The sequence below is a fragment of the Pelosinus sp. IPA-1 genome, assembly GCF_030269905.1.
Taxonomy (GTDB): Bacteria; Bacillota; Negativicutes; order DSM-13327; family DSM-13327; genus Pelosinus.
Map to the genome: position 1 here is coordinate 101,160 of NZ_BSVC01000007.1, position 22,626 is coordinate 123,785.

General features: G+C 38.8%; 22 protein-coding genes. 18 read left to right on the forward strand and 4 right to left on the reverse strand.

Annotated features, from left to right (window positions below):
* From QSJ81_RS17550 to nifB, 4 genes are all read left to right on the forward strand, one after another.
* Entirely contained in the window at window positions 1-816 is an 816-nt protein-coding gene (locus QSJ81_RS17550) for an alpha/beta hydrolase (protein WP_285718644.1), read from the forward strand.
* A complete protein-coding gene (locus tag QSJ81_RS17555; RefSeq protein WP_285718645.1) occupies window positions 816-1,253 on the forward strand; it encodes a cupin domain-containing protein in 438 nt (145 codons plus the stop codon). Before QSJ81_RS17550 ends, QSJ81_RS17555 begins: the two co-directional genes overlap by 1 nt.
* Before the next feature lie 199 nt (window positions 1,254-1,452).
* The gene (nifH, locus tag QSJ81_RS17560) at window positions 1,453-2,328 is read left to right on the forward strand and encodes a nitrogenase iron protein (protein WP_285718646.1); all 876 of its coding nucleotides are present in this window, start codon (window positions 1,453-1,455) and stop codon (window positions 2,326-2,328) included.
* Between the two features lie 129 nt (window positions 2,329-2,457).
* Window positions 2,458-3,726: a nitrogenase cofactor biosynthesis protein NifB gene (nifB, locus tag QSJ81_RS17565; RefSeq protein WP_285718647.1), complete on the forward strand. Its 1,269-nt coding sequence runs from the start codon at window positions 2,458-2,460 to the stop codon at window positions 3,724-3,726.
* Between the two features lie 304 nt (window positions 3,727-4,030).
* Here nifB and QSJ81_RS17570 read toward each other — a convergent pair whose 3' ends face one another.
* The 4 genes from QSJ81_RS17570 to QSJ81_RS17585 form a co-directional block, all read right to left on the reverse strand.
* Complete coding sequence (locus QSJ81_RS17570; RefSeq protein ID WP_285718648.1) at window positions 4,031-4,696, reverse strand: ABC transporter ATP-binding protein; 666 nt, start codon at window positions 4,694-4,696, stop codon at window positions 4,031-4,033.
* 13 nt (window positions 4,697-4,709) lie between these two features.
* Entirely contained in the window at window positions 4,710-5,909 is a 1,200-nt protein-coding gene (locus tag QSJ81_RS17575) for an FtsX-like permease family protein (RefSeq protein ID WP_285718649.1), read from the reverse strand.
* Window positions 5,906-6,313 carry a DUF4418 family protein gene (locus QSJ81_RS17580; protein WP_285718650.1) on the reverse strand — a complete coding sequence of 136 codons (408 nt, stop codon included), beginning with the start codon at window positions 6,311-6,313 and terminating at the stop codon, window positions 5,906-5,908. Before QSJ81_RS17580 ends, QSJ81_RS17575 begins: the two co-directional genes overlap by 4 nt.
* A 358-nt stretch (window positions 6,314-6,671) precedes the next feature.
* Window positions 6,672-6,875: a hypothetical protein gene (locus tag QSJ81_RS17585; RefSeq protein ID WP_285718651.1), complete on the reverse strand. Its 204-nt coding sequence runs from the start codon at window positions 6,873-6,875 to the stop codon at window positions 6,672-6,674.
* 596 nt (window positions 6,876-7,471) lie between these two features.
* Here QSJ81_RS17585 and QSJ81_RS17590 point away from each other — a divergent pair.
* The 14 genes from QSJ81_RS17590 to QSJ81_RS17655 all read left to right on the forward strand — a co-directional run bounded on the left by QSJ81_RS17590 (window position 7,472) and on the right by QSJ81_RS17655 (window position 22,476).
* Window positions 7,472-8,551 (forward strand): uroporphyrinogen decarboxylase family protein, encoded by a 1,080-nt coding sequence (locus QSJ81_RS17590; RefSeq protein ID WP_285718652.1) that lies wholly within the window; start codon window positions 7,472-7,474, stop codon window positions 8,549-8,551.
* Between the two features lie 21 nt (window positions 8,552-8,572).
* Window positions 8,573-9,913: a nitrogenase component 1 gene (locus QSJ81_RS17595; protein ID WP_285718653.1), complete on the forward strand. Its 1,341-nt coding sequence runs from the start codon at window positions 8,573-8,575 to the stop codon at window positions 9,911-9,913.
* A gap of 13 nt (window positions 9,914-9,926) precedes the next feature.
* Window positions 9,927-11,441 (forward strand): nitrogenase component 1, encoded by a 1,515-nt coding sequence (locus QSJ81_RS17600; protein ID WP_285718654.1) that lies wholly within the window; start codon window positions 9,927-9,929, stop codon window positions 11,439-11,441.
* A gap of 37 nt (window positions 11,442-11,478) precedes the next feature.
* Window positions 11,479-12,408, forward strand: coding sequence for a cysteine synthase A (cysK, locus tag QSJ81_RS17605; RefSeq protein WP_285718655.1), 930 nt, complete (start codon window positions 11,479-11,481; stop codon window positions 12,406-12,408).
* 120 nt (window positions 12,409-12,528) lie between these two features.
* The gene (locus QSJ81_RS17610) at window positions 12,529-13,416 is read left to right on the forward strand and encodes an ABC transporter ATP-binding protein (protein ID WP_285718656.1); all 888 of its coding nucleotides are present in this window, start codon (window positions 12,529-12,531) and stop codon (window positions 13,414-13,416) included.
* A gap of 12 nt (window positions 13,417-13,428) precedes the next feature.
* Window positions 13,429-14,145: a hypothetical protein gene (locus QSJ81_RS17615; RefSeq protein ID WP_285718657.1), complete on the forward strand. Its 717-nt coding sequence runs from the start codon at window positions 13,429-13,431 to the stop codon at window positions 14,143-14,145.
* A 251-nt stretch (window positions 14,146-14,396) separates the two neighbouring features.
* Window positions 14,397-15,431, forward strand: coding sequence for a threonine aldolase family protein (locus QSJ81_RS17620; RefSeq protein WP_285718658.1), 1,035 nt, complete (start codon window positions 14,397-14,399; stop codon window positions 15,429-15,431).
* Window positions 15,432-15,708: 277 nt separating this feature from the next.
* On the forward strand, window positions 15,709-16,491 hold the full coding sequence (locus QSJ81_RS17625) for an amino acid ABC transporter substrate-binding protein (protein ID WP_285718659.1): 783 nt from the start codon (window positions 15,709-15,711) through the stop codon (window positions 16,489-16,491).
* A 71-nt stretch (window positions 16,492-16,562) separates the two neighbouring features.
* Window positions 16,563-17,216 carry an amino acid ABC transporter permease gene (locus QSJ81_RS17630; RefSeq protein ID WP_285718660.1) on the forward strand — a complete coding sequence of 218 codons (654 nt, stop codon included), beginning with the start codon at window positions 16,563-16,565 and terminating at the stop codon, window positions 17,214-17,216.
* A 12-nt stretch (window positions 17,217-17,228) separates the two neighbouring features.
* Window positions 17,229-17,987, forward strand: a complete 759-nt coding sequence (locus QSJ81_RS17635) for an amino acid ABC transporter ATP-binding protein (protein WP_285718661.1) — start codon at window positions 17,229-17,231, stop codon at window positions 17,985-17,987.
* 248 nt (window positions 17,988-18,235) lie between these two features.
* A complete protein-coding gene (locus QSJ81_RS17640) occupies window positions 18,236-19,126 on the forward strand; it encodes a LysR family transcriptional regulator (protein ID WP_285718662.1) in 891 nt (296 codons plus the stop codon).
* Between the two features lie 593 nt (window positions 19,127-19,719).
* Entirely contained in the window at window positions 19,720-19,920 is a 201-nt protein-coding gene (locus QSJ81_RS17645) for a hypothetical protein (protein WP_285718663.1), read from the forward strand.
* 351 nt (window positions 19,921-20,271) lie between these two features.
* A complete protein-coding gene (locus QSJ81_RS17650; RefSeq protein WP_285718664.1) occupies window positions 20,272-21,039 on the forward strand; it encodes a formate/nitrite transporter family protein in 768 nt (255 codons plus the stop codon).
* 186 nt (window positions 21,040-21,225) lie between these two features.
* On the forward strand, window positions 21,226-22,476 hold the full coding sequence (locus tag QSJ81_RS17655) for a M20 family metallo-hydrolase (protein ID WP_285718665.1): 1,251 nt from the start codon (window positions 21,226-21,228) through the stop codon (window positions 22,474-22,476).
* Window positions 22,477-22,626: the final 150 nt, after the last annotated feature.

Sequence of the window (22,626 nt, forward strand, 5' to 3'; positions counted from 1 at the left end):
ATGAAAGAGCATACATGGGTGAGTAGTAGAAATAAGCGTTTATCCGTCATGGTTCACACGCCAGCTGGTTTTACGGAAGGAACCCCAGTCTTTGTATTTTGCCATGGATTTACTGGCGATAAAATCGGTGCAAATCAGTTAACAAAAAATTTAGCTGACTTTATAGAACAGCTTGGTTATGGCGTTGTACGTTTTGATTATGCTGGATCGGGCGATAGTGAAGGCGACTTTGCAAAGGATACTAGTGTAGTTGGTTGGCGGCAGGATCTAGAAAGTATAGTAACGTGGGTTCATGAGCAGTCTGACTTTAAACAATCCCCGATTTTATTATACGGACACAGCCTTGGCGGACTGGTTGTATTAACCCATCCGGCTGATGATAGAAGGATTACTGCACGTATTGTTTTTGCACCGGTAACACAGGTAGTAGAAAACTTCCGAGATATTATCTTAGGGCAAGATTTGTGGCAGCAGGCTTTACGGGGCGAGAGTATAAAGAATTTTTATGGACGTGCCTTTACGTTAAATCCTCAGTTTGTAGAGGATTTGGTTACGAATACGTACAGTCCCACTGACAACTTAGTAGATACAAAGCAGCCAATGTTATTTATTCACGGCACGGCGGATAATGTAGTACCTTTGGTGGGGACTCAACTTATACATGCTGCCTATAGGGGGCAGAAAGAACTGGCCATAACTGATTTTGATCACGTTGCCGCTGGGCAGCAGCAAGAATTGCAGCAGATAATAGGTAATTGGCTGGCTAACCAATTGCCGCGGGCCATGACGACAACACAAGAAAGGGGAAAAGCATAATGATTGTGAAATATTCTGGGGATTACAAGTGGGAAAATGTGTCCCCTTTGGCCTATAAAGAAACTGGTACAAATTTTAAAAATATTAGTCGTCAGGTTTTATTTGATGGGCTGGGGGATCTAACTTGCCAACTTCGTTACTTTGAGGTACAGCCCGGCGGTTACTCATCATTAGAACGACATGAACATGTTCACTTGGTTATGATCCTGCGCGGTGCTGGCCAGGTTCTTTTAGGAGAGAACATTTACTCTATTGGAGAAAATGATGTAATTACGATACCGCCCAAGACATGGCATCAGTTTCAAGCAAATGGGGAATTCCCCTTGGGATTTTTATGTTTGGTTAATGTGGAGCGTGACAAGGTACAACTACCTACTGAAGATGACCTTGCGGAATTAAGGAAAGATCCAAAAGTTGCTGCATTCATAAAGAACTAATTTATTGATATATATGTGCCAGAGGACTGAGCAAAAACGAAAAGCAATAAGGTACTTGCATCTTTAGTCAATTTTAAGTATAATATATAAAAGATTATATAGTGGTATGACTGATTGGAATAAGCCAAAGGTCAGAAAAACTTTCCCTCGGGATTGTTTTTCTGACCTTTTTTGTTTTAAAAAATGAGGAGGAATCATTGTGAGTAAAAGAATTAAACAAATTGCTATTTATGGAAAAGGGGGAATTGGTAAATCAACCACTACCTCTAATATTAGTGCAGCACTATCTACGATGGGCTATAAAGTTATGCAGTTTGGTTGTGATCCTAAAGCTGATTCTACAAATACTTTGCGAGATGGTACTTATATTCCGACAGTGCTTGATACGTTAAGAGAAAAAAATAAGGTAAATGCCCAAGATGTAATTTTTCAAGGATTTAATGGAGTGTATTGTGTAGAAGCTGGTGGGCCAGCTCCCGGAGTTGGCTGCGCTGGCAGGGGGATTATTACTGCAGTACAATTATTAAAACAATTAAAAGTGTATGAAGAATTAGATTTAGATGTAATTATTTATGATGTTTTGGGAGATGTAGTATGCGGTGGCTTTGCTGTTCCTATACGTGAAGGCATTGCTGAACATGTATTTACAGTATCATCGGCAGACTTTATGGCGATGTATGCTGCTAATAATTTATTTAAAGGAATTCAGAAATACTCTAATTCAGGTGGTGCGTTGCTAGGTGGTTTAATTGCTAATTCCATCAATGCTTCTTATGCAAAAGATATCATCGATGATTTTGTTGCTAGAACTAAGACCCGTGTTGTGGAATATGTTCCTCGTTCAGTTACTGTAACCCAATCTGAGCTACAAGGCAAAACAACGATAGAAGCGGCACCTAATTCAGAACAGGCTAAAGTATATCAAAGTCTTGCGAAAAAAGTGATAGAAACTACAGAATCAAAAGTTCCGTCACCCTTAGAAATTAGCGAGCTAAGAGATTGGGCTGCTAAATGGGCTGATCAGTTATTGGCTATGGAAACAGGCGAGGTACGCAGTAAAGCAGAAGGAATATAATAAAGAACCATAAGCTGATCATATTAGTTGAAGGCTGCAGAAAAGTAACTATTTCTGTAGCCTTCATTTCATAAGATGACATTAGGTTCTTACCTAGGAGTACTGTTAGTACAGAAGGAGAGATGAAAAATGACTAACCCTTCCCCTAATTTGATAAGTGATCAGATCTTAGAGAAAACAAAAAAACATCCTTGTTATTCCGCTGATGCACACAATAAATATGCGCGCATCCATTTGCCAGTAGCGCCTAATTGTAATATACAGTGCAATTATTGTAATCGGAAATTTGATTGTGTCAACGAAAGTAGGCCTGGCGTAACTAGCGAGGTTTTAACACCAGATTTGGCCAAAGAAAAATTTGTTTGGGTAAAAAGAGAGATTGACCAGCTAACTGTAGTTGGTATTGCTGGCCCAGGTGATGCTTTGGCAAATTGGGAATATACTAAGGCGACAATTGAAAAAATAAAAGAAACTAACGCAGATGTCACATTCTGTTTATCAACGAACGGGCTGATGTTGTCAGAATATGCAAGTGAAATTATTGCCCTAGGGGTTCATCATGTGACAGTGACCGTCAATGCACTAGATGCTGAAATCGGAGCAAAAATTTATAAATTTGTTTCTTATAAAGGGAAAATTTATGAGGGATCTGCGGCAGCAGAGTTACTTTCGAGAAATCAATTGGCAGGTATCGAATACCTAGCCCAACGTGGAGTACTAGTCAAGGTTAATATTGTGATGATAAAAGGTATCAACGACCATCATATACCTGAGGTAGTGAAGAAAGTAAAAGAACTTGGTGCCTTTATTACCAATATTATGCCGTTGATTCCTGCTCCAGGTAGTGCTTTTGAAGAATTCCCTCAAACCAGTATGAAAGATATTAATGATCTTAGGAATACTTGCCAACTCGATATTCAGCAAATGAGGCATTGTAAGCAATGCCGAGCGGATGCTATTGGACTTTTGGGGGAAGATCGTTCACAAGAATTTCGTATATGCAACCGACAAACACCAAAGATAAGGACACCCAAGGTAGAGGAAAAACAATATAAAATTGCTGTCACATCTAAGTATGGCAAACTTGTTGATCAGCATTTTGGCCATGCTGCTGAATTTATTATTTATCAAGGTGATGGTCATGACTTTCAGGTATTAGAAAAACGAGCAGTAGAACAATATTGTCAGGGTATGGAAGAGTGTGATAATGACGAATCAAAAAGAGAGGGTACAATTCTATCTGTACAAGATTGCGATGCTGTTTTAACAATGCGTATTGGGTATCATGCAAAACTACAATTAGGGGCAAAAGGAATTTACAGTGTAGAGTACTGTGATACTGTAGAGAATGGTTTATCTTACACAGTGAATCAATTGACAAATAAGGTGTTATTATGAGACCTAATATTGAGGAGGTAGTAATTTTATTTTTTCAGAGTTTATTAATCAGCGCGACGATTACAATAGTATCCTGGGTAAGTATATAGTGAAATTGAATTTATTCTACGTTGATTAAGATGGAGCAACTGTTATTCAGAAAAAAAGCAAAGGTTGAAAAGCGTTAATTATCGCTCTTTAACCTTTGCTTTTTGCGGAATCAGAAAGTATAACACTTTCTTGATTCCAAGTAAGAACGACTAAGGCTTCTGCCCGCGTCCGAGGACTTGGCACAAGCCAAGTCTTTTCTTATAAGTATGTACTCTTAGTGTTGAACTCGGTTTAGTTGTCCGTTCTGTAGACTGAAGACTTCATCAGCCTGGGCTGCCAAAGCAGGGTCATGGGTAATGATTACGACACTGGTTCCAGTATTGCGTGCTTGTAACAAACAATCGGCAACACTTTTGGCCAAGGCTGGGTCTAAGTCGTTGGTTGGTTCATCAGCCAATAAGATGGGGGGATTCAATAATAAGGCTCTGGCAAGGGAAATGCGACGCAATTGCCCTAGACTAAGTTGCTCAGGTTTGTGATGTAAACGATGTTCCATGTTAAAGTGGGTTAATAATTCCAGTGCTCTGTTTTTTAAATTGCTATCTTTTTGGGTTAGCCAGGCAGGTATCATTACATTTTCAAGAGTTGTGAGGGAGTTGATCAAACGGGCCCTTTGAAAAACAAAACCAAAATATTTACCTCGCATTTTGGCTTGTTCTTGTTTAGTTAAAGAACCCACATCAATATTATCAACGAGTCTCCTACCTGACGTAGTATTTTGCAGCAATCCCATTACTGATAAAAGGGTAGTTTTTCCACCACCCGAATCGCCAACAATGGCTAACGCTGTACCTTTTTTTACAGAGAGAGATAAGTTTGAGAAAATGATATCCTCGCCATAACTTTTACTAATATTTTGTAGTTCAATTAAGTTGCTCATTTTTCCCTCCACATTAATTAAATTCACCATGTGTCATGACGGTACTTGGGTCGACTTGACTACCCCGGTAAGCAGGTAGCCAAGCGGCCAGAGCTCCTAGGGCAGAAAAAATTCCTATTAATAAGAGAGAGGCAATAGCGAAGAAGTGCCAAGCTGGCTCAACAAAGGGAAAGGATTGGTAGGACTGGAGTAGTATTAAACTTAGCTTATATAACCCACCACCTAAAATAAGACCAGCTAACGATCCCGCAAAAGCGAGGATTACTGCTTCTCCCACGATAATAGAAGATATCTCTTGACTAGAAGCCCCAAGTGCTAGGTAAAGTCCCCATTCTGCTTGCCTATCAACAGTTAAAGTATAAAAACGTGAAAAGAGTTGAAATAAAGAAAGCAAGACCACCAGTAAGCCAATGCCCCCTAGTAAACCAATGAGAACTGTAAACTGGTCATTGATACGTTTCTTAACATCTGCTGCCACAATGGTTTGCACATAATCAACTTGTTGAATCTTTGTCACGATATCCATGATATTAGCTGATTCATCGACTTGCACTAACACTGTGGAAATAAGTTCAGCAGGCGGTCCTTGTTTTTCCCATATTGATTTTAGTGCAGGAGTTTTATTAACAACACGGCGTGCTTCAGCCATACTGACAAAGAGTGAATAATCTAGAGTTGTTCCAGTTTCTTCTGCGACAGTTACAATATCATACCAAGTCCCAAGGATCATAATTTTATTTTGCGTCCAAGTAGGTACTTTCGCTCCGAGAATGACCTCATTGTCTTTGAGATCTGTTTTTTGTAGTTTTTTTAGCCATGGCCCGACGATCCAGTCACTGGTTGGATCATAGCCAATCATACGGTTATTCGTTCCAATGTCATGGCAGTCTGCTGTTAAACTATGGGTGAAGAATTGAGGGGTTGCTTTGTGAACTCCAGGAATTGAACGAATGGCGTCAACGTTTTTTTGGGGCATGTAGGTATTGGCCACCGCTCCACCAAATAATACGAGGCTAGGTTCTATGGTTGCGCCGCCAGGTATAATGACAATATCAGCTCCCATACGTTGTTTTGAAATATCCATACCAAAAGACACTCCGTTATAAAGAGCCCAAACGCATAAAATAATGGCAACCCCGGTAGCGATGGAAAATAGGATAGCAAAGCTTTGCAGTTTACGATGCAAGAGATTTTTCCAAATTAGAAAGGTCATATAACCTCCTCCGATTGTGTTTTATGGGTTAATAAAAGGAGTACGAGGCCTATTATAGCAAGTATACTACCGCCGATTGTCGTAAAAAAGGTGGTCTTTAAGCAAGCACCATTTTCGCAGATGCCGATAACCCATGGCTGGGGTAGGATGATAACGATAATTCCAAGTAAGAAGACAACAAAGCTAGTAAGTAATCGGGCCTCAGTAGTGCGTAGCACTAACAGACTGGCAGAAAGTATTATAGCAACTAATGTAATGATAAATTCAGCCTGGTATGTATAATGGCATTGCATAGGATTGCCATCACCTGTATGTCCTGTGCAAATTGGTACATATTTAGGTAAAAGTAACAGTGAAATGCTAATAAAAAGAGCAATCCATGATAATATTTTATAATGATTCATGATGATGAACTCCTTTTCTGTATAATATCTATATTCTTAAGACACAAAGCAGTCGCCGCGGCGGTAGTTGTCTTATTGGCTACGGCTTCACTCTGAAGTAGTGAAGAGTGCCCGTATTTATGGGGTGTATTAGAATCAATTTGTCTCAAAGGAACCCTGTTAAGTCCATTGTACAAAATGACAATCCCCAAGGAAAAAATAAAAAAAGACAGAACTAGAAATCGATTAAGTGTCATTGTTTATCATCCTTTTATAGTTATTTTACGGAATCAGAAAGTATAATACTTTCTTGATTCCAAGTAAGAACGACTAAGGCTTCTGCCTGCGTCCGAGGACTTGGCACAAGCCAAGTCTTTTCTTAATTCTCTTCGTTTTCTTTGTTATCTTTATCGCAACACTTATCTTTTTTATGTGTTATATCAGTCTTATCAGAATTACTCTTATTCTGAATCGTTTCTGTTTCTTGATTTATACATTCTTTCTCATCATGAGCTGCTGAAACCAGTCCAGCCGATAAGAGTGAAAGTAACAAGACTCCGAATATCAATAGTCTTCTAACCAATGATGCCACCTCCCTTAAATGAATTAAAACGAAAAAGCCGAGTTTATCCCGTAGGATAGACTCGGCCTTTAGTTTTTTCTAACCAGCCAGTACTGATTTAGTTGTGTAAGCGCACACTTATTTTAGTATTTGATAAAGATGATAGCATTTAGAGTTGGAATTGTAAATATATTTTTAGCAAAATGATAGATTTATAAGATCAGTGAATTTAAGCAATCAGTTTGTAACAGTTTTGTATTTACAACTTATAATTTTATTTTTAAATTAGGGTGAGAAAGTGTATTGACAAATTAGTAAAATGAATTATACTAAAGAAAAAGTGCAGTGTTTATAACATATTTTTGGGGCTGATCAGAAAAACTGAAGGCTAAAGTAGTGTCCTTTTGGATATACTTTAGCCTTTTTTATTTAGTTATACAGTATCTGGCAGGTATTCAATACTTGAGGACTGTAAAAATGGCTATCGACAAATCCATAATAAATTTGACTGATCAGTAATACGTACTGAAGGCAAAGACGGATCCTAATAGAAGGATCAATCTTTGCCTTTTTTGTTTATTAAATGATAAATATTGCCGGAAAGTGAGGGAAAGAGTGTGGGCACTAGAGTTTTCCGTGATGAAATGAAGCCCAAAGAACGAATGAAAGCTGTGTTAACCGGAAAACCTTTTGATCGGGTACCGTGTAGTATTCAAGTGAGCAACCAAGCGGGCAAGTTGGCTGGAATTAATCACTGGCAATGCTATTATTCAGCAGAACATACGGCGCAAACTCAATTTGAAGCCTACCGAATATTTGGTGTGGAGTCTGTGGGAACTGGCCCTGGTTTACCTGGTATTGCAGAAGCGGTAGGGTCTACGGTTTTTTATCCCAAAGAGGAGAATACGCCATATATTACAGATTTTGTTCTCAAGGAGTATGGCGATTTTGAAAGACTAGAAATTCCTGATCCTTGGAGCAAAGGTCGTCTTCCCATACATTTAAAGGCTTTAGAACTCATGGTTGAGGGGATAGGCGATGATGTTCCTGTGGTTACCAATCTTGCAGGACCTTTTACTACAGCGGCTAACATTCGAGGAACAGACCAATTTCTTCGTGATCTTTATCATAATCCTGAATTTGTTCATCGGTTGCTAAAATTTGCTGTAGACAGCACTCTCGCTTATGTAAGAGAAGCTGCAAAATTAGGAGTTAGATTTAGTGTTGCTGATCCTACTGCGTCGGCGACTCTAATAGGACCTAAACAGTTTGATGAATTTGCATTTCCCTATTTACGCGGCTTGATTCAATCTATTAAAGAGTTAAGTGGGAGTGCCCCAACTCTGCACATTTGTGGCAATACAAGAAAAATCTGGAAGTCAATGGCTGATACTGGGGCGGGAATTCTTAGTTTAGATGATACCATCGATTTGGCAGTTGCCAAACAAGAAGTTGGTCACCGGGTAGCCCTATTAGGCAATGTCAAACCTACAGCGACAATGTATCTAGGAACACCTGATGATGTCATCCGTGATGCTAAAGGGTGCCTGCGTAAGGCCTATGACAATCCTAAAGGCTACATTTTAGCTCTAGGTTGTGGTCTTCCTATGTGCGCTCCTGTTGAAAATATTCATGCTATGTTTCAAGTCGCCAGAGAGTTTGGGAGATATCCATTTGATCCTGAAAAATTCAATTAATAGTACACGGAGGAAGATTATATGAGCAAATTTATAGAGCGGCCACGCTATTTGTGCACTCTTGGGGGCGCAATAGCAACTTTGAAAGTCTTGCCAAGAGTAATACCGATTATCCATGCTGCAGCTGGGTGCGGTGGTAATATTGCCAATGCCTTGCATGGTGCATCTGGTTATTTGGGCAGTGGCTATTGTGCTGGATTGGCATTGCCAAGTTCTAATATCTATGAAAAAGATATTGTATTTGGTGGTGAAGAGCGATTAACGGAACAAATTGCTACCACACTTGAAGTTGTTGATGGTGACTTATATTTTGTAGTTACTGGATGTATGGTAGATATTATTGGTGATGATGCAGTGGCGGTAGCAAATCGGTTTCACCAAGAGGGCAAGCCAGTTTTGGGAGCGGAGACAGGTGGATTTAAAGGCAATTCGTATAAAGGGTACGATATTGTTCTAAGTAAACTATTCACTGACTTTGTTGAAAAGAATCCAGTGAAGAAAAAGAATGTTGTTAATTTATTTGGCCTTGTCCCTATTCAGGATGTATTTTGGAAAGGGAATTTGAATATATTGAAAGCGCTTCTTGAAAAAATTGGTTATGAGGTTAATACCTTTTTTGGCGAAGGAGAAACACTAGATAATCTTAAATATGCTGGTGCTGCTAGTTTGAATATCGTTGTATCGGATGTATACGGGATTGAACCTGCCAAAATATTCGAAGAAATCCATGGAGTGCCTTATGTGATTGCACCCTTACCTATCGGCGCAGCTGGAACTGAAAGATTCTTGCGTACAGTAGGCGAAGCCTTAGGAACGAAAGAGACTATCATTGAGAAGGTTATAACAGAGGAAAAGGCTTGTTATTATAGCTATATAGAACGATTGGCTGATGTTTATAATGATTTGGATTTTCAACGATATAGTGTAGTTGTGGCTGATGTCAATTATGCTCCGGCAATTGCTAGATTTTTGGCTGATGATTTGGGATGGTTACCAGAGCTCGTAATAATTACCGATGTCCTTACGGATGAAGAGAAGCAGCTGGTCGAAACAAGATTTCAAGACTTTACTTCTGGTATTCGTCCTAAACTTGTATTTGATACCGATACGTCAAATGTGAGCAAGCATTTTAATGCTTCGTGGCAGAAAAATAATAATGATCGATATTTCGATAGCTTTAGCCCTGCATTTGTTTTGGGAAGTAGTTTAGATAGGGATTTTGCTACATCTATAGGGGCACCACATTTAGGTGTATCCTATCCACTATCCAATAGGGTTGTACTCGACAGAGCCTATGTGGGTTACCGCGGAGCATTAAGTTTAGTGGAAGATATTTTTGGGTTATTAGTAGGAAGCAGATAGGAGAGAGGATGAAATGGATTATATAAAAGATAAAGCACCTCCAGTACGTGAAGATCGTTTAAGAGCCTGTAATGCATATGGCGGATCATGCAACAACTTGGTGGACCAATCAAAAAAGGGATGCCTTAATGGGATCAAGAGGACATTCTCCCAAACACAAGGTTGCCAGTTAAATTTAAGTTTAGCTATATTGAATACGATTCGTGATGCCGTGGTGATTGTACATGGTCCTCTTGGTTGCGGTGGAGCTAATTTATCCGTTGCTGGAATTAATAAGAACTTTCAACAATTGCGTGACAGTAATGCACGAGGATTGTTATGGGTTAATACCAATATGGGTGAATCAGAAGTAATCAACGGTGGTGAAAATAATTTACGAGATGCTATTTTGTATGCTGAAAAAGAATTTCGGCCAAGCGCTATTATTATTGTAAATAGCTGCGTACCAGCCATTATCGGCGATGACATTGATAGCGTTGTTGAAGGAATGCAAGGTGAAATTCAAGCTAAAATAGTACCTGTACATTGCGAAGGCTTCAAAACGAAAATTATGGCGAGTGCTTATGATGCAGTTTATCATGGAATCTTAAGGAATCTGATACCAGATTTGGATGCAGATGTGAAATCTAAGCAAGATAATAAAAATCAACTTGAAGAATTACAGGAAAAATATCGTATTAGTCGGACAGTAAATGTGCTCAATGTTTCCTCTATGAGCCGTATTGACGAGTATGAATTGGTGAGATTACTCAAGGCTCTGGAGCTGAAATTAAACATCTTGCCTTGTTATGCTCATCCTGAGGATTTTCTCAAAGCCACTGAGGCGTCATTAAATGTGAGTATTTGTGCCACTCATGATGATTATTTCGTGGAACATTTAAAAACAAAGTATAATATTCCCTATATTCTTCGCACGATTCCAATTGGTGTAAAATATACAAATCGTTGGATTTTGGATATTGCTAAATTCTTTGGCATTGAAGAAGCGGCAGAGCGGTTTATTGCACAAGAGACCAAACTACTAGAAGAAGCATTGGTACCTTATCGAAAACTGTTTAAAGGCAAAAGGGTAATGATTGGCGGTGGTGAAATTCGCGTGGTTGCCAATGCTGAACTTCTCACCTACCTTGGACTCGAAGTTGTAGGAATGCGCGCTTATCATTATGATCAGTTTGCTGATGAAATGCTAGATGAAGTCAGAGAGGGAGATAGAGTTCCTTTCAATGTAGCGACTGGGCAGCCTTTTGAACAAGCAAATTTAATTGCTAACTTGAAACCTGACTTATATGTGGGCCATGTTGGTGGCAATGGCTGGGCAGGAAAACAAGGGATTCCTGTTTTGCCAATATTTCACCAAAGTAATATTTTTTTAGGTTATACAGGTGTCTTTGAATTTGCTCGGCGCTTAGCAAGGGTTTTGAAAAATCTTTCTTTTAATCGCAATTTAGGTGAAAATACTAAACTTCCCTACTTTAAAAACTGGTATGAGAAGGATGCTTTTTCTTATATTGATGAGGGAAATGGTTAGTGTAAAGCATAAGTAAAAAATAAGAGGAGTGAATTGTATGTCAAAAATTTCCAATAATATTACAGAATTAATCGGTGGTACACCACTACTTAGAATTAACAAAGTCTCCCAAGGAGCGAAAGCTGACGTTGTCGTTAAATTAGAATCTTTTAATCCTGGCGGCAGTATAAAAGATCGTATTGGTTTTAGTATGATTAAAGATGCTGAAGAAAAAGGACTTATTAAAGAAGATACGGTCATTATTGAGCCGACGAGTGGTAATACCGGAATTGCCCTGGCTTTCATCGCTGCAGCGAAAGGTTATCGATTGATATTAACAATGCCTGATACTATGAGTATTGAACGGCGTAACTTATTGAAAGCATATGGGGCAGAATTAGTCTTGAGTCCAGGTAGTGAAGGGATGAAGGGAGCAATACGTAAAGCGGAAGAATTAGCAGCGCAAACTCCAAATTCTTTTATTCCGCAGCAATTTAACAATCCAGCCAATCCAGAGATTCATCGGGCAATTACTGCCGAAGAAATATGGAAAGACACGGATGGTAAAGTCGATATTATCATCGGTGGTGTAGGTACTGGTGGTACTATTACGGGTGTTGGTGAAGTACTTAAAAAACGTAAACCGACGATTCAGGTAGTTGCTGTAGAGCCTTTTGATTCCCCTGTTCTTTCTGGAGGTCAGCCAGGACCGCATAAAATTCAAGGGATTGGAGCAGGATTTGTTCCTAAAGTATTAAACCTTCCCATTGTTGATGAAATTTATAAAGTCAAGAATGATGAAGCCTTAGACACTGCTAGGCTTCTCGCAAAAGAAGAAGGTATATTAGTGGGAATTTCTTCTGGCGCGGCAACATTTGCGGCTCTCCAGATTGCTAAACGTAAAGAAAATGAAGGGAAATTAATTGTGACCATATTGCCAGATACGGGGGAAAGGTATCTTAGTACTGTGCTTTTTCAAGAAAGCTAATTAAAAAAACAAAGCTATTAAAATTAGAACGAATAACTTGTCTGACTAGGAAACTAGAGGTCAAGTTCCCTTAAGGAGGGGACTTGACCTTTTAAAATTATCTTTAGGGAGCTGAGGTATATGTCGAGAGAGGGAGAGGTGCCTGTGGCCCAGGTTGAGGAAAAAACAGCAAAAATTGTAGCCCGTAATATCAATCGTATATATCAAATCAAAAGAAAATCTGATGATAAACCCACTGAATTTCAGGCTATTAAACAATTAGATCTCACGGTAAATAAAGGTGAGTTTTTAGCTATTGTTGGACCAAGTGGTTGTGGAAAATCAACTTTTTTAGATATGATTGCTGGACTTGCAAAGCCGAGTTCGGGAGAAATATTTATTGACAATAAGCTTATTACTGGGCCAGCGTTAGATAGAGGAATTGTATTACAAGGGTATGCACTTTTTCCCTGGCGGACAGTGCGGAAAAATGTTGAATTTGGTCTAGAGATAAAGAAAGTTCCCCAAAAGCAAAGAGCAGAAATTAGTCAGAAGTATATTGAATTGGTTGGATTACACAATTTTGAAGATCGGTATCCCCATGAACTCTCTGGAGGGATGAAACAACGCGTGGCCATTGCTAGAGCCTTGGCTTATGATCCAGAAGTTTTATTGATGGATGAACCTTTTGCAGCCGTCGATGCCCAGACTCGAGAAGTTTTACAGGAAGAATTATTGCGTATTTGGGAAAAAACAAAAAAAACAATTGTATTTGTTACTCATGGCATTGATGAAGCAGTATTTTTAGCAGATCGGGTGGCGGTCATGTCTACCAATCCTGGAAGGATCAAGGAAATTGTCAGCATCAATCTACCGCGTCCCCGGGATGGTATTCGTTCATCTGCTGACTTTGGGTGGGTACGGCATAAGATTTGGGAGCTTCTGCAAAACCAACCAACTGTTCTGGCGGAAAAAGAGCTTTCAGATCAGAATATAGCGGAAGCCATATCGACGTCGGCAGCGTTATAGGAGAAATAGCTTATGAGTGCCAATAAAAATAATCTTCCTCGTATGATTGCTTTGCCTCCTTTGTTTAAGGGGAAACAATTACGAGAAAACAAACATTCGCTAGATGTGAGAGCAGAGCTAATTTTCGAAATTGATGCTTTAGAAGTTTTGATGAAAATTATTCCCGGGCACAAGATTGCAGTGGCTGTCACAAATCAAGGAATGAGTAACCTAGTTGAAATGCTGAAAGTGTTAATTGCTAGACTGCGATCAGTGGGAGCAGAACCTTTTATCGTACCGGCAATCAGTGGTGGTCAGCGGCTTTCAGCTGATGAACAAAGGCTTGCTTTAGAAACTATAGGAATTACAGAAAGGGCTATAGGTGCTCCTATCTATTTAACAATGGAAACGATCCTCATTGGTGAGACTCCCCAAGGAATACCCGTGTTTATTGATCGTTATGCCTATGAGGCTGATGGTATCATAGTCGTCAATCGGAGGAAATTACATGGGGGGGGATCTAGTGATTATAAGAGTGGATTAATGAGAATGATAACAATCGGTTTGGGTAAGCAAAGTAGTGTTTCAATGTGTCGTTCCTATGGATCGACGCAGATAACGGAAAATATTGCCGAAGTTGCAAGATTTATCGTTAAGGCAACCAATTTTTTGTTTGGTGTTGCTGTCAGTGAAAATCCATATCAGGAGACGACACATATTAAGCTTGTAACAAGTCAAGGATTATCTTGAAGGGAAAAATATACTCATTGTTAAAGTGGTTTAATGGATACAGTTTTTCCTATAGTGATGGGGGTAGTCCGAAGCAAATATTGTTCCACCAACCTTTGCTTCGCAATCAGGAGGAACATGGGATTGGGTTTATAAAGACTTCGCGGATCTTCTGTTGAAGTCTTTTATATTTTTTACATAAGTGAAAAGGGTAAATGCTAAGTATTGATGAAATAATATATAAGCTAATTAACAAAGGGGATAGATGAAGAATGTATAGTTTCAAGAATGATTATAGTGAAGGAGCTCATCCCAAAATATTGCATGCTCTGATCGAAACGAACTTAGAGCAAGTTGAAGGTTACGGCGAAGATTATTATACACGTAAGGCCGTTGAGCTGTTAAAGGAAAACATTAAGAAAAAAGATATCGATATTCACTTATTTTCTGGTGGTACACAAACGAATCTCACTGCGCTTTCGGCTTTTTTAAGACCACATGAAGCGGCAATTGCAGCCAATACAGGTCATATTCTAGTCCATGAAACGGGAGCGATTGAGGCTATAGGACACAAAATTATTTCTATTGAAGTACAGGATGGGAAAATAGGGCCAGAACATCTCAAAACAGTCTTAGAGACTCACGCTGACGAACATATGGTAAAGCCTAAATTGGTTTATATTTCAAATCCTACAGAAATTGGGTCAATCTACAAAAAGAAGGAATTAGAAAAGTTAAGTCAGTTTTGCCGAGAAAATCAACTTTTTTTATACGTGGATGGGGCAAGGCTAGGTTCCGCTCTATGTTCTAATGAAAATGACATGGAACTTTCTGATCTAGCTATGTTAGTTGATGCTTTTTACATAGGGGGAACCAAGAATGGTGCTCTCATGGGGGAAGCCCTTGTTATTTGCCGAGATTCTCTTAAAGAGGATTTCCGCTTTCATATGAAGCAAAAAGGAGCACTCCTTGCCAAGGGGAGGTTGCTTGGGATACAGTTTCTAGAGCTTTTCAGAGACGGTTTGTACTTTAACTTAGCAACACACGCCAATGAGATGGCAAGCTTACTAAGGGGCGAAATTAGTCAGGCAGGTTATTTGTTCCTAACTCATTCCCCGTCGAATCAAATCTTCCCGATCTTGCCCAATGAAATAATAACAAAGCTTCAGGAAAAGTATTCTTTTTATATTTGGTCACAGGTGGATTCGGAGCACTCTGCCATTCGCCTTGTCACCTCTTGGGCGACAAAAGAGGATGATGTTTGGAAATTTATTGAGGATCTTAAAGGTCTATGCAATAAAAAATAATATGCAACTAACTTGACAAAGCGGTATGGCTACCTATTGTAGTTCATGCCGCTTTTTTATCCTATATATATTCTACATTATGGCTAGAAGTGGCATGTGACAATGTAGCTGCAAAATTTTAAAAATGAAATAAAACAAAATAAGGAGCTTGAAAGAGATAAGGAAAGGAAGATGCTTTTAAATTTTATAATTGCACTAATTTAACTCTTTCTAATTTTACCGTACTAAAGTATAATATCCAATATGAGTTGAAATACATTGGGTGGAGGATTTACATATGAAAAAAATAGTTACGTTAGTTTTGTTACTTATGATGGCCGGTATGGTAATCGCAGGATGTGGTAGTGCGGATACAAAAGCACCAGCAAAGAAAAAGATTGTAATTGGTTTAGATGATAGCTTCCCTCCTATGGGCTTTAGAGATGAGAAGAACAACATCGTTGGTTTTGATATAGACATGGCGAAAGAAGCATCGAAAAAATTAGGTATGGAAGTAGAGTTCAAACCCATCGATTGGAGCAGTAAAGAAGCGGAATTAAATGGTAAAAGAATTGATGCCTTGTGGAATGGCATGAATATTACTGAAGAACGCAAAAAGAATGTATTGTTTAGTGAACCCTACATGGAAAGTAAACAGTTAATCTTCGTTCTTGCAGGTTCTCCGATTAAAAGTGCGGCGGATTTAAGTGGGAAAGTGGTAGCTGTACAACAAGCTAGTGTTGGTGAAGAAGTTGTAGTTAAAGATACTAAGCTAAAAAGTTCTCTAAAAGATTTTAAAACATATCCTGACTGTATCGCTGCATTTATGGATCTCAAAACAGGTAGAGTAGATGCTGTTGTTACAGATGAGATACTTGGCAGATATTATATGTCTAAAGAAGCAGGTAAATACGTAGCCATTGAACAGGCATTGGGCGAGGTTGGGACTTATGGCATCGGATTTAGAAAAGACGATAAAGAACTACGAGATAAAATGCAGAAAGCACTTGATGAAATGAAAAAAGATGGAACTTCTGCAAAAATATCACAAAAATGGTTTGGTGCAGACATCGTTAAGTAGTAATAGAAGTAGGCTAATGGTATTTGCCATTAGCCTTCAATTTTGCGGAATCAGCTAAGAGGAGAAGAACAATGGAAAATGTAATAACCATGATGGGGCCTATGTTAGACGGAGCCAGTGTTACACTGGAAATGTTTTTTATTACCTTAGTTCTGTCAATCCCATTAGGCTTAGTTTTGGCATTAGCTCGAATATCAAAATATAAACCTTTAAGTTTTTTGGTAGAAATCTATGTTTGGTTAATGCGAGGCACGCCGTTAATGCTTCAGCTCTTATTTGTTTATTATGCCTTACCTCTCATTCCTTATATCGGGATTAAATTGCCAGATTTTTCTGCAGCGATTGTCGCTTTTGTGTTTAACTATGCAGCATATTTTGCAGAAATTTTTCGTGCAGGAATTCAATCCATCGAACGGGGGCAGTACGAAGCTAGTAAGGTATTGGGTATGACTTATATACAGACAATGAGGCGGATTATTCTGCCCCAGATGATTAAGCGTGTGTTGCCTCCTATTAGTAATGAGACAATTACACTTGTAAAAGATACCTCCCTCATTTATGTTCTGGCAATGAATGACCTTTTGAGAACGGCGAGAACAATTGTACAGAGGGAATTTGATATGACCCCCTTTATCATTGCAGCAGTATTTTATTTGGCGATGACACTTATATTAACTTGGATGTTTAATAAACTTGAACAGCGCTATGCAGCATATGATGAGTAGGAGTGAATTTTTATGAATATGATACGTTTAAAAAATATACGCAAAAGCTTTAATGGTCTTGAAGTACTAAAAGGTATTAACTTAGAAGTGATGCAAGGGGAAGTCGTTGCCATTATTGGACCTTCAGGTTCGGGTAAAAGTACACTTCTCAGATGCTTAAATAGGCTAGAAATTATCGACCAGGGAACCATTGAAATCGAAGAAGAAGTTCTAGCTGCCGATGGTGCAGATGGGCGATGCCAGTATGTTCGCGAGGAAAAGGCCCGAATGATTTGTCATAAGATGGGCATGGTGTTTCAGCAATTTAATTTATTTCCTCATATGACGGTGCTTGACAATGTTGTGGAAGCACCCATGGTTGTAAAGGGAATAAAAAAGGAAATTATTATTCCTGAAGCTGAAGAATTACTGCGCAAAGTAGGTTTGTTTGCCAAGCGAGATAGTTATCCATCTCGATTATCTGGAGGCCAGCAACAGCGGGTTGCTATTGCTAGAGCCCTGGCTATGAAACCTGATATTATGTTATTTGATGAACCGACGTCAGCCTTAGACCCAGAGTTGACAGGAGAAGTATTAAAGGCTATGCGTCAGTTGGCACAAGAGCATATGACTATGTTAGTAGTTACCCACGAAATGGCTTTTGCCCGTGAAGTAGCCCAGCGTGTTATTTTTATGGATAATGGCGATATTGTTGAGCAAGGCACACCAGAGCTATTATTTAATAATCCGACACAAGCTCGTACCCAGGCGTTTTTAAGTAGTATGCTATAGAAATATTTTAAAGGACTGCTCCTTAGGATGATTCCAAAGGAGCAGTCCTTTTTTGAATGGGTCAACGCATTTGAAGCGCCTATTACTTATATCCATATAGAGTATGGATAGGAGATACTTTACTTACTCACTTATTTCCAATAGAATGAATATAAGTAATATATATATATATGAAAAAATTCACATAGACATTTTTACAAATTATGGTTATTATTTAAAGTAAAAGGGTATTGGTTTGGTGATTTAATATGGACATAATTCATCTAGTATATTTTACTGAAGTGGCGCGTCAAGAAAGTTTTACAAAAGCATCTGAGGTATTATTCGTTTCTCAATCTACTATAAGTAAATTAATCAAAAATTTAGAAAGTGAATTGGGCGTATCTTTATTTCATCGCGCTCCGAAGCGGGTAATTCTTACCGATGCAGGGGTATTGCTATTTGAAAAAGCAAAGATTATTTTAGATACGTTAAATAGTATTAATACGGAATTGTATAATTTAGCTGGTACTCCTAGCGGTAATTTAAAGATTGGAATTTCTCCAATGGTGCAAACCCTGTTTCCAAAAGCGATAGCTGAGTTTAGTTCTCTTTATCCTCAAATTACTATCGACTTAATGGAAGTTGGGTCGATAAAGATTGAGAAGAAAATTCAAGAGGGTACCCTTGATGTTGGTATTGTTGTATTACCAACAAAAACGAAGGCGGAATTAGAAACGGTTCCTTTTCTAGAAGATCCGTTAATGCTGATTGTAAATTCAAGTCATCCCCTAGCCAATAGATCCATTGTTGATATTAGTGAGCTGCGTGATGAATCTTTTGTATTATATAGAGATGACTTTGCCTTGCATGATCATATTCTAGATAAATGTAAAGAACTTGGGTTTACTCCTAAAGTTGTTTGTGAAACTTCTCAATGGGATTTTATGGTTGATATTGTGGCGTCAAAATTAGCAATCGCTTTTCTTCCTCAAACCATATGTGCCAAATTAGATCTTCAATCAATTACCTATTTGCCTTTGAAAAATCAAATTAAACCATGGCATTTGGCTATTGCATGGAAAAGCAACACCTATCTTAGCTACGCTTCGAGGGCTTGGTTGGAATACATCTTTAAGATGTTTGGTATAGCGAAATAATTTTATGAAAAAAGGAGGAAATAAGAATGGACACTAACAATATTTTTGCACAAAGCGATAAGACCGCGTTAGTCATGGGAGCTTTTAGTGTTGTACTCCTCGGGCTTGTAATTTCTATTTTGAAAATTTTTACGTAATGTAGACAAAAGTAAATTGAAATGGAAAAGAGTAAGCAGGCGTTTGCCTGCTTACTCTTTGTTATTGAGCATATTTGTAGGTAGTGGTACTTTTTAATCCTTTTGCATAAATCGGATAAACCAGTGGGAATCATTTTTTTGGCTTTCCGAGTTTAAGGAAAAGCTTCCACACACTCGTTGAAGTGAATGTATTAAGTCAACTGGGACAGGTTTTCCGCAGCATATACAGGAAAGGTAATCGGTTTTTGGTATGTCAGTGAGTGGAATAGCAAAAGTTCGAGTGCAGGACAAACAGGTAAATTCAATTGTCATAGCACGCCTCCTTACTAGTTATATTGTTACTAATTTCTATATATGTATGTGTTTTCCTGCAAAAAAATATTTAATTGGAATAAAATACCACGTATTCTATTTTGTAATTAAACCATACTATGTAGTGTAAAGGGTTCGTAATGGTTGAGCCAAGACTGGTGCCGGATCTTAATAGGGTTCGGTATTGGTCGGCCAAAGATTATTGTCGGGTCGAAAGGTTCGGCAGTAGTCGGCGGGCAGATCGTTATATGTCTTGTAAGGCTGTGCGGCAGCCCAACTGTTGTCGTATGGTCAAAAGGGATGTGTAACGGTCGAGCTAAGACTGTCATGGGTGCTGAAGTATAGGGGTCGGCCGTTGTCGGGAGATTGCGACCGGTTCGGTAGGTATCTGTGGCAGTCGAGCAAAGGTCAGTATCGGTTGTGTAATGCTTGTGGGTAGTCGAAAGATTGCGTATAGGTATGTAATGATCGGTATTGGCTGTAGCGTAGATCATTACGGGCTCTTTTTAAAAGCTACTGGAATGTTCCAGTAGCTTTTTAATTATGATGGTTATCTCTAAGTTCTTATGTGAGCGCTATTGACTTGTTTTTCTGGATGGCGGCACAACTTGGTGATATTAATCACAGACCATATTATTTTTATGAGATAAGATGATGTTAGCTACTTAGAATAGTCATTAGGTTTTGGAGGTTTATATGTACTACGAAGAGATTAACAAACTTTCAACTGCTGCTCAGGGAAAGAGTAAGTTTCTCAAAAAAAGTCCTTTGAAGTATTTACTTTCAGCAGTTCTTGCAGGAATGTACGTAGGGTTTGGCATTTTGCTTATTTTTAGTATCGGTGGTTTATTATCCCAGGCTGATTCTTCGGCAGTACGAATTATTATGGGAATTTCTTTTGGTATTGCCTTAAGCCTAGTCATTATGGCAGGATCTGAGCTTTTTACAGGTAATAATATGGTTATGACAATTGGCAACATGGAAAAGAAAGTGACAATCCGTGAGTCAATGAATATATACCTTATTAGTTTTATCGGTAATTTATTAGGCTCGGTTTTAATATCCTACTTATTTGTTTTATCAGGGCTTGCGCAAGGAAGTACAGCTATTTTTATGGCTAAGGTTGCTCATACCAAGGTGACATTACCATGGAGTGAACTGTTCGTAAGAGGAATATTGTGTAATATACTGGTCTGCCTTGCAATTTGGTGCTCTTTCAAAATGAAGGAGGAGACGGGAAAGCTGATTATGGTTTTTTGGTGCTTATTTGCCTTTATTACAACGGGATTTGAGCATAGTGTAGCGAATATGACTTTATTATCTACGGTACTTATCATGCCTACTCTGGAAGGCATTACTGTAACAGGATTTTTGTATAACATTAGTTTTGTAACCATCGGGAACTTTATTGGTGGTGCACTTTTTGTTGGCTTACCATATTGGTATATATCACAGCAAGAATAAATTTGCGAATACTTTGTCACTTTTTACAATAAAAGGTATTATATTGACATTGTGAAATAAAAGGTTTACACTTAAATGGAAGTTTTCAACAGTGGCAATGGCGCCTAGGTCTATAGACCTAGGTGTTTATTTTTACTTTGTATAGGGGTTGCATGGTACTAAAATTTGAAAAAGTGAGATGATTGCATGGTTAGTTATAAGCGACTAGAACAAAATTTTCAACGCCTAGCAATGATAGGAAATCAGGAAGGAGGGGGCATTACACGACTGGCCTTTAGTGACAAAGATTGGGAAGCACGTGAAGTAATCATAGAACTTATGAAGCAAGCGGGACTTACAGTTCGAGTTGATGGGTTTGGTAATCTTATTGGCCGAAGAAATGGTGTATGTCCTAATGAGCCCGTAGTAATGTTAGGTTCTCATATTGATAGTGTCCCTAATGGGGGGAATTATGATGGAGTTGTTGGTGTACTAGGGGCAATAGAAGCATTGCAATGTTTAGAGGATACACAGGAAATAAATGATCATCCAATTGAAGTCGTTGTGTTTATGGCGGAGGAATCGAGTCGTTTTGGGGTTGCTACCTTGGGCAGCAAAGCCTTTTGTGGTAAGCTCTCTTTTGAAAAGTTAGAGCAATATAAGGATAAGGATGGCATTTCCTTAAGTCAAGCAATTAGGCAAAGAGGGCTTGTGCCAGAGAACATTAACAAAGCCCAGTATGGGGACCCGATTAAGGCATTTTTGGAGTTACATATTGAGCAAGGGAAAGTGTTAGAGACAACGAGAAAACAAATTGGAATTGTTACTGGCATAGCAGCACCTACCCGTTTAAAGGTAATTATTACGGGGCAGGCAGACCATTCAGGAGCCACTCCAATGCATATGCGGCAAGATGCATTAACGGCTGCCGCCGAAGTTATTTTACAGGTGGAACAGTTGGCAAGCTCGGTTGGAAACCAAGGCGTGGTGGGGACAACAGGAGTTATTAAGGCAGATCCAGGCGCAATCAATGTAATTCCAGGAAGAGTAGAGCTAGGAATTGATATACGCAGTATTTCTCTAGATAGCAAGCAGTGGGTAGTGAGTGAGCTTTTAGCGGCGATGGATAGAATGAAGAAACAGAGAAATGTAGGTATTGAGATTATTACCATTACCGATGAAGTGCCTGTACAGTTATCAAAAGAAATGACAGCAGTGTTACAGGAGGTATGTAGCGAACTCCCCTATCAAAGCATGTTGATGCCGAGTGGTGCGGGACATGATGCTATGCACTTAGCGTCTTTTGCTCCTACAGGTATTGTATTTATACCATGCAAAGAAGGAATCAGTCATAATCCTGCGGAATTTGCTAGTATAGATGATGTGGTAGCTGGAACAGAAATACTATTATCCGCAATCCGGAAAATTACTAGAAAAGGATTTTCTTGGAAAAAATAAAGAATTTTTTTATGTCAGCTAGCATTTATTCTATTATTGCAGCCACGGAAGAGTGGACTAAAACACGTTAAGTGTATTAGTGTTCATTTCAAAACTGAAATATGGTTCTCACTTTAATAACCGCTATGTTTGGTTAATGGAAAGGATAAT